Below are 14,058 nucleotides of genomic sequence, written 5' to 3' on the forward strand. Positions count from 1 at the left end.
ACCTCCAGCGGGCTGCCGGTGTCGCGGGCGAGGCGGGGCGCGGCGTGCCCCACCGCCCCCCCCCCCCGGGGGGGCGCGGCGGAGGAGAGAGACGCCCCGGACGCCCCAACCCACCCCCCCCCCCGGGCCCCGGGCCTGCCCCGCCGTACTGGCGGGCCCCGCGCCCGCGTTCGCCGACGCCCCCAGCCCGTTCCCCTCCGCCCCCGCCGAGAGCGCCCCGAGCCCCGGTACCGGAGCGACCGACCAGGCCCCCGCACCCGCGCCGTCCGTCAGCTCTCCCGCCGCCGAGCCGACCGAGGCACCGGCCGCCGCGCCCGCCGACGGCCAGGTCTCCGTCGTACCGGAGGGCGCGGCCGACACCGGCGTGGCGGCGCCCGCGGACCCGGCCGGGACCGACCCGTCCGTGGTCGGCGCGAGCACCGGCGGGGTGCTCCTCGCGGGCGGCGTGGTCCTCTTCGTCGTCCGCCGCCGACGGGCGGCGGCGACCGGCGCGTGATCCCGCGCCCCGGCCGGACCCTGGCCGCCCCCGCCCTCGCCACCGCCGCACTGGCCGCGCTGCTCGTGGGCTGCGGCGGCGGCCAGGGGGACGGCGACGCCGCCCCCAGCCGCCCGGCAGCCGCGAAGGCCACGGCGGCACCTCCCGCGCAGGCCCCGGCCAAGTCGGTGCGGCCCCTGGCGCGTTCGGTGCCGGTGGGGCTGCGCATCCCCGCCATCGGGGTCGACACCCCGGTCATGGACCTCGGCCTGGCCTCGGACGGCACGGTGGAGGTCCCGCCCGTGACGGCCGACGACCGAGCCGGCTGGTACCGGCACTCGCCGACCCCGGGCCAGGCGGGGCCGTCGGTCCTCCTGGGCCACGTCACGGTGGGCCGGTACGGCGACGGCGTCTTCCGGCACCTCGCGCGGCTGCACCGCGGCGACCGGGTCGAGGCCCGCCTGGAGAACGGCACGGCCGCCGAGTTCGCGGTCACGGCCGTACGGACGGTGGCGAAGGACGACTTCCCGACGGAGGACGTCTACGGGGACGTGGCGGGACCGGAGCTGCGGCTCATCACCTGCGGCGGACCGCGCGACGGCGAGGAGTACCGGGACAACGTCATCGTCTTCGCCGAACTGGCCGCCACCGGGGGCACCTAGCCATCTGTCCGCCGGACAGGACCCGGTGCGCGCACCGCACACCCTCACGACCATGGAGAGCGTTGAAACGGTCCCGTGACAGGGCGGCGTCCGAGCTGTTCGCCGCCCTGTATCCGCGCCTCGCCGGCTGGTGCCGCCGGCTCGTCGACGACGACGAGACGGCCCACGAGATCGCCTCCGAGGCGTTCACCCGGCTCTGGGCCCGCTGGACGTCGGTGGAGGAGCCCCGCGGCTTCCTCTACGTCACCGCCGCCAACCTCGTCCGCGACCACTGGCGCAAGCTGGAGCGCGAGCGCCGGGCGGTGCGCCGGGTCACCGCGGAGGTCGCCGTGCGCCCGCACCCCGAACAGGCCGACCCCTCGGTGCGGCTGCTCGTACAGTCGCTGCCGGAGCGGCTGCGCGTGCCGATCCTGCTCCACTACTACGCCGACATGCCGATCCGGGAGGTGTCCGCGCTGACCGGGCGCAAGGAGGGAACCGTCAAGGCCGACCTGCACGCGGCCCGCGAACTGCTCCGTGTCCGGCTGAGGAGAAGCCTTGACCACACGCCTTGAGGACGAGATGGACGAGCCCGGTTCCGGACCCGACGGCGACGACCCGCTGCTGGTCGTGCTGCGGCCCGGCGCCGACTTCCTGGGCCCGCCGCCGGGCCGTTACGAGGCGATCCGCCGGGCGGCGTCCCGCCGGCGCCTGCTGCGTGCCGTCGCCGGTGCCGCCGCGACCGCTGCCGCCGCCGCCCTGATCGCACTGCCGCTGCGCTGGGCGGTGCCCACCGAGCCCACGCGCCCGGCGCCACCGCTGGCCCCGGCCCCCGCCGACCCCACCCCGCAGGCCTCGCCCAGCCCGGCCCCGCCGAGCGACGCCACGCGGGCGCCCCGCTCCGGCCACGCACCGCCGACGGAGGCCCCCGCCCCGTCCGCCGCCACACCGTCGCCCTCCGAGCCGACGACCGAGCCGAGCGTCCCGCCGGTCCGGCAGGGCCCGTCGAGCGCGCCGGGCGCCGTGGTGGTGCCCACGCCCGCGGCGCCCGACCATGCGGCGCACAGCGGCTCGGCTGCTTTCGAACGCTTGCCCAGTGCTCCCCTCTTCAGGGTGGAGGTGTAGGGCTTCCTCGCCTGGCGATCCGGAGAGGCGCGGATTCATGGCAGGATCGGCTTGTCCGACAACGGAGTTGTCGGACCTACCGCCGGACAGGCGGGACGTCAAGCCTGTGGAGACCATGTAAGACCACCCCTCACGGGGCGGCAGAGGTCGATGAAGCAGGAACCCGCGGTGGCACCGCGTAGCGGTGCGGACCGGAATCGCCTGCGTTCACACAGGCGAGGATGTCAAAACGGGGTGATGATCTATCACTTGGTGGCGATGTTCGGCCGCCTCCCACCGGCTCACCGCGAGGTTTGCGAGTGGGAGGCAGCCGCACCCGCGCCGCCGCCGGGTGTCGCCGAGGGCACCCTCTTCCCGCACGTGTTCGGCCCCCTCGACCGCGCGGCCGTCCGGCGTGTGCTGGAGGTCCGCTGGGACGCCGGGGGCCGGGCCACGGGGCTGTGCTGATCGTGCCTCAGCCGTCCTGGGGGGTGATGACGGTGCCGCCGAGCAGCGCGGACGCCGTCTCGACCGGTGTCGCGGCGGGCGCCGACGGCGCGGGTTCGGCGCCGGGGGCGGGGTGGCAGGTGAAGCCGAGGCGGGTCATGGCCCGGGTCACCTCACCACCGGTGAAGTCGCGGCGGTCCTGCCGGGTGACGACCTCCCCCACCTGCTTGACGGGATAGCGGCGACGGCCGATCGTGACCGACTCACCGGTGACGGGTTCGGGCGTGACGCCCTTCATCGAGTCCAGCACCCCGCCCTTGGTGAGGTCGAACGGGTACCGGGCGATGACACAGCGCATGATGCCTCCACGAGCGGGATGGGTGTGCGGTGGTGTTCGAACCTGCCCGGACCGTCCTAGGCCGCCGAGCCGGTCGCACCGGCCGAACCGGTCGAGCCGCCGGCGGACTGGCGGCGCGGCCTGCGGCGCGGGGACTCGCCGGCGGGCCGCCCCTGGGCGGCCCGGCCCTGACCGGTGCGGGGCTGCGCGGCGCCGGTACGGGCCTGGGCGCCGGTGCCCTGTCCGCCGCCGCGCCCCTGCGAGGAACGGCCGCGGCGGCCGCGGGACGCGGATCCCGTACCGGAGGCCGCGCGCTTGGGGCGCTCCACGACCGGTGCGGCGATCACGACGGGGACGCCGGAGGGTGCCTGCGCCCCGGTGATGCGGGTCAGCTCCGCCTCGCCCGAGCGGACCGGCGTGACCCGGGGGGTGATGCCGGCCGCGGCCATCAGCCGGGTCATCTCGCGCCGCTGGTCCGGCGTCACCAGGGTGACGACGCTGCCGGACTCGCCGGCCCGGGCCGTACGGCCGCCCCGGTGCAGGTAGTCCTTGTGGTCGCCGGGCGGGTCCACGTTGACGACCAGGTCGAGGTTGTCGACGTGGATGCCGCGGGCCGCGACGTTGGTCGCCACCAGCGCGGTCACCTGCCCGTCCTTGAACTGGGCGAGGGTCCGGGTGCGCTGCGGCTGGGACTTGCCGCCGTGCAGGCCCGCGGCGCGCACCCCGCTCTTCAGCAGGTGCTTCACCAGCCGGTCCACCCGGTGCTTGGTGTCCAGGAACATGATGACCCGGCCGTCGCGCGCCGCGATCTCGATGGTGGTGCGCTGCTTGTCCTCGTCCTGCACGTGCAGCACGTGGTGCTCCATCGTGGTGACGGCACCGGCCGACGGGTCGACGGAGTGGACCACCGGGTCGGTCAGGTAGCGGCGGACCAGCTTGTCGACGTTGCGGTCGAGGGTGGCCGAGAACAGCATCCGCTGCCCGTCCGGCGCGACCTGGTCGAGCAGGGCGGTGACCTGCGGCATGAAGCCCATGTCGGTCATCTGGTCGGCCTCGTCAAGGACCGTGATCGTGACGTCGCCGAGGGCGCAGTCGCCGCGGTCGATGAGGTCCTTGAGCCGTCCGGGCGTCGCGACGACGACCTCCGCGCCGGAGCGCAGCGCACCGGCCTGCCGGCCGATGGACATGCCGCCGACCACGGTGGCCGACCTGAGGCCCACGGCGCGGGCGTACGGGGCGAGCGCGTCGGTGACCTGCTGGGCCAGCTCACGGGTGGGGACGAGAACCAGGGCGAGCGGACGCCGCGGCTCGGCGCGCCGGCCGGCCGTACGGGCCAGCAGGGCGAGGCCGAAGGCGAGCGTCTTGCCCGAACCGGTGCGGCCGCGGCCCAGTACGTCCCGCCCGGCCAGGGAGTTCGGCAGGGTCGCCGCCTGGATCGGGAACGGCATGGTCACGCCCTGGTCGCCGAGGGCGGCCAGCATGCGGGCCGGCAGGTCGAGTTCGGCGAAGGTCTCGACGGCGGGCAGCGCCGGGGTGACCGTCTTCGGCAGGGCGAACTCGCCGCCCTGGGGCGCGGCGGCCGGGCGGCGGCCGGAGTTCTGCGGGCGGCCGGCCGAACGGGAGCGCCGGGGGGTGTCGCCGGAGCGTCGGCGGTCGTTGGTGCGTGCGCGGTTCATGGGGAACCTTCCTCGATACGGCACGTATCAAGGGAGACCCGCAGCGGACGAGCGGCGCAGGGAATCGCAAGAACGAGCCGGCCCGGTCGATTTCGGCGTGGTGGGCCGAGCGGACCGGGAGAATTGGTGAATGCGGGAACGCGTGAACGCGGGTGGAGCGAATGCGGGGAGGGAGTGCGGAGAAATCCGTACCCCGCGGCGGGCGCGGTGCGCCCGGAAACGCGGCAAGCTGGGGCCCGCACCCCAAGGTGCGGGCCCCAGCTGCGGAGTGTGCGTGCGCGTCAGGCCGGGGTGATGTTCTCGGCCGTCGGGCCCTTGTTGCCCTGCGCGATGTCGAAGGTCACCTTCTGACCCTCGAGCAGCTCGCGGAAGCCCTGCGCGTTGATGTTCGAGTAGTGGGCGAAGACGTCGGGGCCGCCGCCGTCCTGCTCGATGAAGCCGAAGCCCTTTTCGGCGTTGAACCACTTCACGGTGCCGGAAGCCATGTTTTCTCCTTCGGTACGGTGCTCGGAGTTCACCCTGTGTGCACTCCGGTCGCCGCGATGATCACCCCGTCGGAAAAACCTTCAGGCAACCACAACTGCAACTTCCGTCGACAGTAGCACGCCGTGATCGGCCGGGTGCCGGCGATAATCTTGGCCCGGTCGGCCGCCCGGGGAATATTCCCGGGCGGGGGCCCGATTTCCGCCGCCCACGGGGCGGATATCGGCACCCCGGGACGCCGCGGACACCCCCGGACACCCCGTACCGAGACAAAGGACACGTCCGCGCGGGGGCCCGGGCGGGCGGGTCAGCCGAGGTCGGCGAGGTCCTCGGCGGTGAGGGCGATCGACCCGGCGGCCGTGTTCTCCTCCAGGTGGGACGGGGTGCCGGTGCCGGGGATGGCCAGGGTGACGGGCGAGGAGGCGAGCAGCCAGGCCAGGGCGATCTGCGGGACCGTGGCGCCGTGCCGGCCCGCGACCTTGGCGATCCGGTCCCCGCGGAGGTCGGTCAGGCCGCCGCCCAGCGGGAAGAACGGCACATAGGCGATGCCGGCCTCCTCGCAGTGGGCCAGCACCTCCGTGTCGTCGCGCTTGTCGGTGTGGAAGTGGTTCTGGACGGCCGCCACGGGGGCGATCGCCCGGGCCTCGGCGAGGTGCCCGGCGTCCACGTTGCTGAGGCCCAGGTGCCGGATCAGACCCTCCTCGCGCAGTGCGGCCAGCGCCTCGAAGCGGGCGGCGACGGACTCGCCGTGCGGCGTCGGCGCGAGGCCGCCGATACGGAGGTAGACCAGGTCGAGGCGGTCGAGGCCCAGGCCCTCGAGGTTCTCCTCGACCAGCGCCCGCAGCGCGCCCGGGTCGGTGGTCGCCTCCAGACTGCCGTCCGGCCTGCGCAGCGGCCCGACCTTGGTGGCGATCACCAGGTCGTCCGGGTAGGGGTGCAGGGCTTCGCGGATCAGGTCGTTGGCGCGTACGGTGCCGTCGCCGCTGGTGTAGAAGGCGGCGGTGTCGATGTGGTTGACGCCGAGTTCCACGGCCCGGCGCAGCACGGCGCGCCCGGTCTCCGGGTCGCGGGCCGGGCCGTGGAAGCTGTTGGTGGGCAGACGCATGGCTCCGAAGCCGAGCCGCCCGATCGTCAGGTCGCCACCAAGGCGGAATTCATTGCTCATGCCCCCCACCCTGCGCGCCCCCACCCCCACCCCACGACCCCATGGCAACTTGCTGCCACCCACCCGACCCACAGCGCCCCCGGCCCCGGCGGCCCCCGGGGCCGCCCCGCGATCCCCGAGACCACCCCGCGATCCCCGAGACCACCCCGCGATCCCCGGGGCGGCCCTGCGAGTCTCGGGACCGCCCGGGATCCTCGGGACCGCCCGGGATTACGAGACCACCCCGCGATCCCCCGGGACTACCCGCGATCCTCGGGACCACTCGGGATCCTCGGGACCACTCGGGATCCTCGGGACCGCCCGTGATGATGCTCGGGACGGTCCGTGATGCTCGGGACCGCCTCGGGATCCTCGGGAGCACCCGTGATGCTCGGGAGCCCGGCGACCCCCGGGGCCACCTGGGACCCCGGGACCGTCTGGGACCTCCGGGACCCCCCGAGACCACCCGCGATCCCCAGGACCACGGTCCCCGTAGCCACCGCGGCGCCGCCAGCCCCGGCGGCCGCCGCCGACCTCGGCGGGCGGGGGCGGGTCCGGCGGTTTGGTGAGTGTTGCGGCCCGCCGGGTGTGGCGGGCCTGGCGTTCCCCAGCGGTCTTGCGGCCTTGCGGCCCGGCGGCCCTTGGTGGTTCCCGGCGTCCCGGAGTCCCCGGCGGGGCCAGTGCCCCTGGCGCGCACGGCGGCTCCGGCCGGCCCGGCGGGCCCTCGGGTCTCCGAGCGCCCCGGGCCGGCCCCGAGCGGTCGGCCCGGGTGCCGGTGGGGGCGGGCGCGTCACAATGGCCGTATGGCAGAGAGCATGACGGTGCACGGTGACCTGGAGCTGCTGGCGCGGGCCGGGCATCTCTTCTCCTCGGTCCGGGAGGAGTTCGTCTGCGCCGCCCGCGACCTCGACACCTGGCCCCGCCCGGCCGCCCGGCGGGTCGCCCGCACGCGGGTGCGGGACAGCGGCGCCTCGCAGGTGCGCAAGCTGCTCAGCCCGGCCGCGCTCGCCGACGAGGGCGCCCGGGCGCACCTGAACGAGCTGGCCGCCCGGGGCGCCCGGGTGCGGATCGCCGCCAGTGCCCTCCCGCACGAGACGATCATCATCGATCGGCGCTGGGCGATCCTCGCCGGAGCGGACGCGCCCGGGGGCCGCGCGTACACCGTGACCTCCGCGCCCACCCTCGTCGGCGGCGTGCACGCCCTGTTCGAAGCCGCCTGGGAGGCGGCCACCGACCTCGCGTCCTTCCTCCGGGGCGACCAGCCGCAGCTCGACGCCGGGAGCCGGACGGTGCTGCGCGCACTGGGATCGGGTGCCACCGACGAGGCAGCCGCTCGCGAACTGGGCATGTCCCTGCGCACCTACCGGCGCCGGGTCGCCGCACTGCTCGACGCCCTCGACGCCGGGTCGCGGTTCCAGGCGGGCGTACGCGCGGGCGAACTCGGACTCAGCGGCTGAGCGAGCGACCGGACGGACGGGCGAACGGCCGGAGGGTCGGTCGGCAGGAACGGTTCGGTGTTCCGCTGCGTCGTCACCCGACGGGGCACGGCGGCCGTGCCCCGGAGAGGGGCGGCGCAGTGGCTGCGGACGGGTTCGCCGAGTGGACGCGGCGGTTCGAGGACGAGAGCGAGCGCAGGCGGGCGCAGGGCGACCCGGACTGGACGCGCGGTGCCGTGCTGCACCGGGCGGTGTGGGCCGGCGTCCAGCGCTTCCAGGTCGGCGAGGACGGTGACGGGGCGAACCTCGTCGCCAAGGCCGAGAAGGCGGGCGACCCCCAATACGCGCGCGCCGTGCGCCTCTTCGTCGCCGAGGAGCAGAACCACGCCCGGCTCCTCGCCCGGCTGCTGGCCGCCGGCGGCAGGCCGACGCTGCGCGGCCACTGGAGCGACACCGCCTTCGTACGGCTGCGGCGCCTGCTGGGCCTGCGCACCGAACTGCTGGTGCTGATGGTCGCCGAGGTCGTGGCGCTGCGGTACTACCGCGCCCTGCGGGACGGCACCGACGACGCGCTGACCACGGAGGTGGCCGGCCGGATCCTGGCCGACGAGCGGCGCCACGTCCCCTTCCACTGCGAGCGGCTGCACGACTCGCTGGCCGAACTCCCCGCCGTGACGCGCCGCCCCGTGCTGGCCCTGTGGCGGCTGCTGCTCCTCGCCGCCACCCTGGTCGTCGTCGCCGACCACGGCGCGGGGTTGCGCCGCCTCGGCGTCGGACGGCGCCGGTTCGCGTCCGACGTCATGGCCTCGTCCGCCGAGGTGGTGGAGGCGGTGCTGTCCCCGCGGCCGGACGCGTGGCCCGGCGACGCCTGAGACCGGCAGCACCGGCGCCATACCGCCCGGCACGCCCGCTCCCGCGTCCGCGCTCACGCCCGCCGGCGGGTCCGTCCGGCACGCCTGCTCCCGCGTCCGCGCTCACGCCCGCCGGCGGGTCCGTCCGGCAGGCCCGCTCCCGCGTCCGCGCTCACGCCTGCTCCCGCGTCCGCCCGGCACGCCCGCTCCCGCGTCCGCGCTCACGCCCGCTCCCTCGTCCCCCGTCCCCGCCCGCTCCCGCGGCCGCCCGGCACGCCCGGCGGCGGGTCGTACCTCGGGTGGTCGTACCTCGGGGCGTCCTACTTGCTGACGGCGAAGCGCATCAGGGCGTGCTCGTCGCCCTGCTTGATCTTGCCCGTCTCGTTGACGACCTCCAGCTTCCAGGAGTCCCCGACCCGCACGGCCTTGGCCACGGCGCAGCCGTTGTCCTGGCTCAGCAGGCTGGGCCAGATGTCGGCGACCTGCTCCGAGCTGCCCCCGGTCGCGTCGTAGACCTTGAAGCTGATGTTGCGCGCCTTCTGGAAGGAGCTGCCCTTCTTGTACGCGGCGGCGACGAACACGATCGACGTGATGACGCCCGGGAGCCGCGCGAACTCCACGGTCACCGTCTCGTCGTCGCCGTCCCCGTGGCCGGTCTGGTTGTCGCCGCTGTGCAGCAGCGAGCCGTTGCCCATCGGGTCGAGCGAGTCGAGCCCGGCGAGCCGTACCGGGTCCCCGCCCTGCATCGCGACGGCGATCAGGTCGAGGTCGGTGCCGGTCTTGCGCCGCAGCTTGCCGAGCACTCCGCCGCTGCTGCCGGCGGTGGGGTCCCAGGAGACGCCGATGGACAGGTGGGTCACCCCGTCCAGGTCCGCGGGGCCGCCTTCCTTGGTGAGCGTGATCATGTGTGGGTCATCCTCCGTGGTCGTGCCTGTGCCGCAGAGTCTGCCTGGCGCGGGAACGTTTCGGCAGGGCGGGGCCGGGGACGGGGGCGGCCGCGGGCAGCCCGTCAGTTTTCGAGAAGCACCGCGGCCCCGCCCGCTCCTACCGTCGACGCCATGAACTCCATCGACTCGGTCACCCTGGAGGTGGCCGACACCGAGGCCGCCGCCCGCTTCTACTCCGACGCCTTCGGGCTCGACGGTTCGCGGGTGCGGGTCCGCGCCTGCGACGCCCCGACGAGCGGGTTCCGCGGCTTCACCCTGTCGCTCGTGGTGTCCCAGCCCGGCAACGTCGACGCCCTGTTCACCGCCGCCGTCGAGGCCGGCGCCACCGTCCTCAAGCCCGCCGCGAAGTCGCTGTGGGGATACGGCGGGGTGGTCCAGGCACCGGACGGCACGGTCTGGCAGCTCGCGACCTCGGCGAAGAAGGACACCGCTCCGGTCACCCGCGACGTCGACGAGATCGTGCTCCTCCTGGGCGTCGAGGACGTCAGGGCCACCAAGCGGTTCTACGTCGAGCAGGGCCTCACCGTGGGCAAGAGCTTCGGCGGGAAGTACGTCGAGTTCGCCACCGGCCCCGGCACCGTCAAGCTCTCCCTCTACAAGCGCCGGGCCCTCGCCAAGGTCGCGGGCGTGCCCGCCGAGGGAACCGGTTCGCACCGCCTCGTCGTCTCCGGCGGCACCCGCCCGTTCGACGACCCGGACGGCTTCACCTGGCAGCCGGAACCCAGGCAGTGATCCGTTCGTCTTCCTGTTCATGTCATCAAGGGAAACTCCGCGAATACCCTGGGGGCGGACGCGGGCGAGACTCTGGGCCGTGGCGGGTGTGGCGACCCTCGCGTTCCTCATCGCGCTGGAGATCGCCGCGCGCCGCTACGGCCTGCCGGGGCCGATGACCAACCAGGCCAAGGAGCTGGTGTTCGCCCCCGCGTCGGGGCCCCTGCTCTACGCCGGCCTGGCGCTGACGATGGTGGTCCTGACCTGGCGGCAGCGGTTCCTCGCGGCGGCCGTCGCGGTCGGCATCGACCTCGCCGTCGCGCTGGTGCGGTGGGCCGCGGACGCCACCGCGTCGGGCAGCCACTCCTTCGGCAACGGCGCGCTGTGGGTGGTCCTGGGCTGCGGGGTCGTCGCCGTGACGCGCCGCACCGGCCCCGAACGGATCCTCCTGCTGAAGGGCGTCGGGCTCGGCCTGCTGCTGGTGGCCGGGCGCAAGACGGGCGACGCCTGGCTGCTGATCACGTCGAAGACGCGTCCGGACGTGCTCGACCCGTACGTGGCGACCGCCGACCACGCGCTCGGCAACCCGTCGTGGCTGGTGGGCCGGGCCGTCGAGGCAACCGGAGCGGTCGGTGAGCACGTACTGGACTGGGTCTACGTCCAGCTCGCGGTGGCCGCGGTCGTGGTCGCGCTGTACCAGCTGCGCAAGGTGGCGGCCGAGCGCCGGTTCCCGCGCCACCACCTGGTCCGCACCTTCCTGCTGATCGGCCTGCTCGGACCGGGCATCTACATGATCTTCCCGGTGGTCGGGCCGGTCTTCGCCTACGGCACCGGCGCCTTCGGCACCGGCGGCGAGGAGTGGGCGCTCGCCGACCTGTGGCCGCACACGCCACCGCCGGTCGCCGCGCCGCACGCGTTCACGTACGACGGGATCACCCCCCGCAACTGCATGCCCAGCCTGCACACCGCATGGGCCACCGTGATCTTCATCCACTCCCGGACGGGCCCGCGCGTCCTGCGCTGGGCAGGAACGTTCTGGCTGGTCGCCACGCTCACCGCGACGCTCGGGTTCGGCTACCACTACGCCATCGACCTGGTCGCCGGAGTGGTGTTCGCGGTCACGGTCGAGGCGGGGCTGCGCGCCCTGGACCGCGGCTGGGACCGGTCGGGAAGCCTGCTGGTCGCCCACGGGGCGGTGGTGTTCGCCGCGATCCTGGCGTCGACGCGCTACCTGTCGCTGGAGATGGCCCGGCACCCGTGGGTCTTCGGCCCGCTCCTGCTGCTGGCCATGGCCTCGGTGATCCACGGTTACGTCCGGACCGTGAAGGGGTGGGAACCGGCGCCCGCGGCGCCGTCACCGCGTCCGGAACCGCAACTCGAGGCAGCCTGAGGCACGCGGCACGCGGCACGCGGCACCCGGAAGCGGGTCGGTATCGTGCAGCCATGCCTGATCTGAGCCCTTCCTCCCCCGCAGAGGCCTACGCGGCGCTGCTGCAGGGCAACGCCCGCTTCGTGAGCGGGGACCGCCTGCACCCCAACCAGGACGCCGACCGCCGGGCGGAGCTGGCCCCGCGTCAGCATCCGTTCGCCGTGCTCTTCGGATGCTCGGACTCACGGCTCGCGGCCGAGATCATCTTCGACCGTGGGCTGGGCGACCTGTTCGTGGTGCGGACGGCCGGCCACGTGGCGGGCGCCGAGGTGCTGGGCAGCGTCGAGTACGGCGTCAACGTGCTGGGCGCACCGCTCGTGGTGGTGCTCGGGCACGACTCCTGCGGCGCGGTCACCGCGGCCGCCGAGGCCGAACGCGGCGGCACGGCACCGGCCGGTTACCTCGGGGACGTGGTGGAGCGGGTGATGCCGAGCGTGCTCGCGGCGCGCGCCCTGGGGCGCACCGAGGTCGACGAGTTCGTGGACGAGCACATCCGCCGGAGCGTCGACGGGCTGGTGGGCCGCTCGGCGCAACTGGCGAACGAGGTGGCCGCCGGCCGGTGCGCCGTCGTCGGACTGTCCTACCGTCTGGCCGACGGGACGGTGAAGCGCGTGGCGGCTCACGGGCTCCCCGAGTAGCCGGTCGGCACCTGTGCCTCCGTGATGCCATGAGTGGCGCCACGGAGGCACATTGCATTTCGGGGACGTTTCCGCAGGTCGGTGGGCTGTCGTTCGCGTCCTCGCCGTTCTGGTGTCGTTGGTACTTGCGCGTGGCGCCATCGTGGTGCCATGATGGCGTCATGGACCTCACCCCGTATGTCGACGCACTCCGCCGCGAACTCGCGGTGGCCGCCGAAGCCGGTGGCGACGAAGCCCGCGAGCTGGCCGAGCGGCTGATCGCCCCGCTGGAGTCGGCGACCCGGCTGACCATGCTCAACGTGCTCTCCGCCGCGATGGACGAGATCACCCGCGAGCTGGCCCCCGGCTCGGTCGACGTACGGCTGCGCGGCCTCGACCCCGACTTCGTGGTGACACCGCCGCCCACCGACGGCGGCGGTGCCGTGGAGCAGGCCGCGCCCGTCGAGACCCTCAAGGCGCCGGCGCCGCCCGCCGACGGCGACGAGGGCGGCACCGCGCGCGTCAACCTGCGCCTGCCGGCCCACCTCAAGACGCGCGCCGAGGAGGCCGCGGGCCGCGAGGGACTGTCGGTCAACGCCTGGCTGGTGCGGGCCGTCTCGGCCGCCGTCGACGGCGGTGGCAGCGCGCCCGCGCCGGAGCGGGCCCGCAACGTCGGACAGAGCTTCACCGGCTGGGTGCGCTAGCCCGGCCCGCAAGGAACCGAGTACCGCAGCACACCGAACCGCACTGGACCACACCGCACAGCGCCACGCTCAGACCACGTCCCACCAGCGGGGACGCCCCACGGACTCATGAGGACGGTACAGCCATGCCTTCTTTCGACACTCCCCGCCCGATCGCGGTGACCGCCCACGTGGGCGCCGGTTCCGTCCGGTTCACCGCGAGCGACCGGCCCGACACGGTCGTCGAGGTGCGCCCGGGCGACCCCAAGCGGGACAAGGACGTACGGGCCGCCGAGCAGACCGAGGTCTCCTACGCGAGCGGCGTCCTGACGATCAGCACGAAGGAGCGCCGCTTCATCGGCCCCACCGGCACGGTCGACGTGACGGTGGAACTGCCCGCCGGGTCCCGCGTCGACACGGTCGGCTCCTGGACCCAGGTCCTCGGCGAGGGCCGGCTGGGCGAGGTCCGGGTGAAGACCCCGGGCGGCGACGTGCGCCTGGACACGACCGGGCCGCTGCGGCTCGACGCGTCCCACGGCTCGGTCACCGTGGACCGGGTCGAGGGCTCGGCCGAGATCACCACCAGCTCCGGCAGCGTGCGGGTCGGCGTCATCGAGGGTCCCGCCGTCCTGAAGAACTCGCACGGCTCCACCACCGTGGGCGCCGCCCTCGGCGACCTCAGGGTGAAGAACGCCAACGGTGACATCAACGTCGCCCGCGCCGAGGCCTCGCTCACCGCCACCACCGCCCACGGCACCCTGCGGGTGGACGAGGTGGCCCGCGGCGAGATCCGGCTGGAGACCTCCTACGGCGCCATCGAGGTCGGCGTCCGCGCGGGCACGGCCGCCTGGCTGGACGTCCAGTCCAGCGGCGGGCAGGTGCGCAACACGCTCACCGCGTCCGGCAGCCCCGCCCAGACGGAGGAGACCGTCAAGGTCCACGCCCGCACCCGGTACGGCAACATCGACGTCCGCCGCGCCAAGGCCTGAGCGCCCGCGCACCGGCCGCCCCCCGGCGTATCCGCCCCCCGGCGCCACCGTCGCCCCGCACGCTCCGTCACCTCACCCCCGCACATCC

At 74.7% G+C, this 14,058-nt stretch carries 16 protein-coding genes and 1 pseudogene; 12 read left to right on the forward strand and 5 right to left on the reverse strand.

Annotation, left to right across the window (positions count from 1 at the left end; all coding sequences use genetic code 11):
* Positions 1 to 148 precede the first annotated feature (148 nt).
* From K7854_RS21715 to K7854_RS21735, 5 genes and pseudogenes are all read left to right on the forward strand, one after another.
* Positions 149 to 496, forward strand: a complete 348-nt coding sequence (locus K7854_RS21715; protein ID WP_226028307.1) for a RodZ family helix-turn-helix domain-containing protein — start codon at positions 149 to 151, stop codon at positions 494 to 496.
* Positions 493 to 1,137, forward strand: a complete 645-nt coding sequence (locus K7854_RS21720; RefSeq protein ID WP_226028216.1) for a class F sortase — start codon at positions 493 to 495, stop codon at positions 1,135 to 1,137. Before K7854_RS21715 ends, K7854_RS21720 begins: the two co-directional genes overlap by 4 nt.
* Before the next feature lie 62 nt (positions 1,138 to 1,199).
* Positions 1,200 to 1,691 carry an RNA polymerase sigma factor gene (locus K7854_RS21725; RefSeq protein ID WP_226028217.1) on the forward strand — a complete coding sequence of 164 codons (492 nt, stop codon included), beginning with the start codon at positions 1,200 to 1,202 and terminating at the stop codon, positions 1,689 to 1,691.
* Positions 1,675 to 2,241, forward strand: coding sequence for a hypothetical protein (locus tag K7854_RS21730; RefSeq protein WP_226028218.1), 567 nt, complete (start codon positions 1,675 to 1,677; stop codon positions 2,239 to 2,241). Before K7854_RS21725 ends, K7854_RS21730 begins: the two co-directional genes overlap by 17 nt.
* A gap of 294 nt (positions 2,242 to 2,535) precedes the next feature.
* Positions 2,536 to 2,688 (forward strand): annotated as a pseudogene (locus K7854_RS21735) (DUF952 domain-containing protein); the annotation flags it as partial.
* A 7-nt stretch (positions 2,689 to 2,695) separates the two neighbouring features.
* Here the strand turns inward: K7854_RS21735 and K7854_RS21740 are convergent.
* The 4 genes from K7854_RS21740 to K7854_RS21755 all read right to left on the reverse strand — a co-directional run bounded on the left by K7854_RS21740 (position 2,696) and on the right by K7854_RS21755 (position 6,328).
* A complete protein-coding gene (locus K7854_RS21740) occupies positions 2,696 to 3,025 on the reverse strand; it encodes an SCO5918 family protein (protein ID WP_226028219.1) in 330 nt (109 codons plus the stop codon).
* Positions 3,026 to 3,081: 56 nt separating this feature from the next.
* The gene (locus tag K7854_RS21745; protein ID WP_226028220.1) at positions 3,082 to 4,680 is read right to left on the reverse strand and encodes a DEAD/DEAH box helicase; all 1,599 of its coding nucleotides are present in this window, start codon (positions 4,678 to 4,680) and stop codon (positions 3,082 to 3,084) included.
* A 281-nt stretch (positions 4,681 to 4,961) separates the two neighbouring features.
* Positions 4,962 to 5,165: a cold-shock protein gene (locus K7854_RS21750; RefSeq protein ID WP_226028221.1), complete on the reverse strand. Its 204-nt coding sequence runs from the start codon at positions 5,163 to 5,165 to the stop codon at positions 4,962 to 4,964.
* Positions 5,166 to 5,470: 305 nt separating this feature from the next.
* The gene (locus tag K7854_RS21755; protein WP_226028222.1) at positions 5,471 to 6,328 is read right to left on the reverse strand and encodes an oxidoreductase; all 858 of its coding nucleotides are present in this window, start codon (positions 6,326 to 6,328) and stop codon (positions 5,471 to 5,473) included.
* Between the two features lie 782 nt (positions 6,329 to 7,110).
* On the opposite strand from K7854_RS21755, the gene K7854_RS21760 reads away from it, so the two are divergent.
* Entirely contained in the window at positions 7,111 to 7,764 is a 654-nt protein-coding gene (locus tag K7854_RS21760; RefSeq protein ID WP_226028223.1) for a helix-turn-helix domain-containing protein, read from the forward strand.
* Positions 7,765 to 7,883: 119 nt separating this feature from the next.
* Positions 7,884 to 8,615: a ferritin-like domain-containing protein gene (locus K7854_RS21765; RefSeq protein ID WP_226028224.1), complete on the forward strand. Its 732-nt coding sequence runs from the start codon at positions 7,884 to 7,886 to the stop codon at positions 8,613 to 8,615.
* A 299-nt stretch (positions 8,616 to 8,914) separates the two neighbouring features.
* On the opposite strand, the gene K7854_RS21770 is transcribed toward K7854_RS21765, so the two are convergent.
* Positions 8,915 to 9,499 carry a TerD family protein gene (locus K7854_RS21770; protein WP_226028225.1) on the reverse strand — a complete coding sequence of 195 codons (585 nt, stop codon included), beginning with the start codon at positions 9,497 to 9,499 and terminating at the stop codon, positions 8,915 to 8,917.
* Between the two features lie 153 nt (positions 9,500 to 9,652).
* Between K7854_RS21770 and K7854_RS21775 the strand changes: the two genes are divergently transcribed.
* The 5 genes from K7854_RS21775 (at position 9,653) to K7854_RS21795 (ending at position 13,970) form a co-directional block, all read left to right on the forward strand.
* Entirely contained in the window at positions 9,653 to 10,273 is a 621-nt protein-coding gene (locus K7854_RS21775; RefSeq protein ID WP_226028226.1) for a VOC family protein, read from the forward strand.
* Positions 10,274 to 10,352: 79 nt separating this feature from the next.
* Positions 10,353 to 11,642, forward strand: a complete 1,290-nt coding sequence (locus K7854_RS21780; RefSeq protein ID WP_226028227.1) for a phosphatase PAP2 family protein — start codon at positions 10,353 to 10,355, stop codon at positions 11,640 to 11,642.
* A gap of 53 nt (positions 11,643 to 11,695) precedes the next feature.
* Entirely contained in the window at positions 11,696 to 12,319 is a 624-nt protein-coding gene (locus K7854_RS21785; RefSeq protein ID WP_226028228.1) for a carbonic anhydrase, read from the forward strand.
* Positions 12,320 to 12,480: 161 nt separating this feature from the next.
* Positions 12,481 to 13,002, forward strand: coding sequence for a hypothetical protein (locus K7854_RS21790; RefSeq protein ID WP_226028229.1), 522 nt, complete (start codon positions 12,481 to 12,483; stop codon positions 13,000 to 13,002).
* Positions 13,003 to 13,127: 125 nt separating this feature from the next.
* Positions 13,128 to 13,970 carry a DUF4097 family beta strand repeat-containing protein gene (locus tag K7854_RS21795; RefSeq protein ID WP_226028230.1) on the forward strand — a complete coding sequence of 281 codons (843 nt, stop codon included), beginning with the start codon at positions 13,128 to 13,130 and terminating at the stop codon, positions 13,968 to 13,970.
* Positions 13,971 to 14,058 lie beyond the last annotated feature (88 nt).

This window comes from Streptomyces hyderabadensis, assembly GCF_020404845.1.
GTDB classification, from domain to species: Bacteria; Actinomycetota; Actinomycetes; order Streptomycetales; family Streptomycetaceae; genus Streptomyces; species Streptomyces hyderabadensis.

Excerpts from the sequence above, each read along its gene's own strand:
- K7854_RS21755 (WP_226028222.1), bottom strand. The coding sequence starts at position 6,328 with ATGAGCAATGAATTCCGCCTTGGTGGCGACCTGACGATCGGGCGGCTC.
- K7854_RS21760 (WP_226028223.1), top strand. The coding sequence starts at position 7,111 with ATGGCAGAGAGCATGACGGTGCACGGTGACCTGGAGCTGCTGGCGCGG.
- K7854_RS21740 (WP_226028219.1), bottom strand. The coding sequence starts at position 3,025 with ATGCGCTGTGTCATCGCCCGGTACCCGTTCGACCTCACCAAGGGCGGG.
- K7854_RS21770 (WP_226028225.1), bottom strand. The coding sequence starts at position 9,499 with ATGATCACGCTCACCAAGGAAGGCGGCCCCGCGGACCTGGACGGGGTG.
- K7854_RS21785 (WP_226028228.1), top strand. The coding sequence starts at position 11,696 with ATGCCTGATCTGAGCCCTTCCTCCCCCGCAGAGGCCTACGCGGCGCTG.
- K7854_RS21750 (WP_226028221.1), bottom strand. The coding sequence starts at position 5,165 with ATGGCTTCCGGCACCGTGAAGTGGTTCAACGCCGAAAAGGGCTTCGGC.
- K7854_RS21775 (WP_226028226.1), top strand. The coding sequence starts at position 9,653 with ATGAACTCCATCGACTCGGTCACCCTGGAGGTGGCCGACACCGAGGCC.
- K7854_RS21745 (WP_226028220.1), bottom strand. The coding sequence starts at position 4,680 with ATGAACCGCGCACGCACCAACGACCGCCGACGCTCCGGCGACACCCCC.
- K7854_RS21790 (WP_226028229.1), top strand. The coding sequence starts at position 12,481 with ATGGACCTCACCCCGTATGTCGACGCACTCCGCCGCGAACTCGCGGTG.
- K7854_RS21795 (WP_226028230.1), top strand. The coding sequence starts at position 13,128 with ATGCCTTCTTTCGACACTCCCCGCCCGATCGCGGTGACCGCCCACGTG.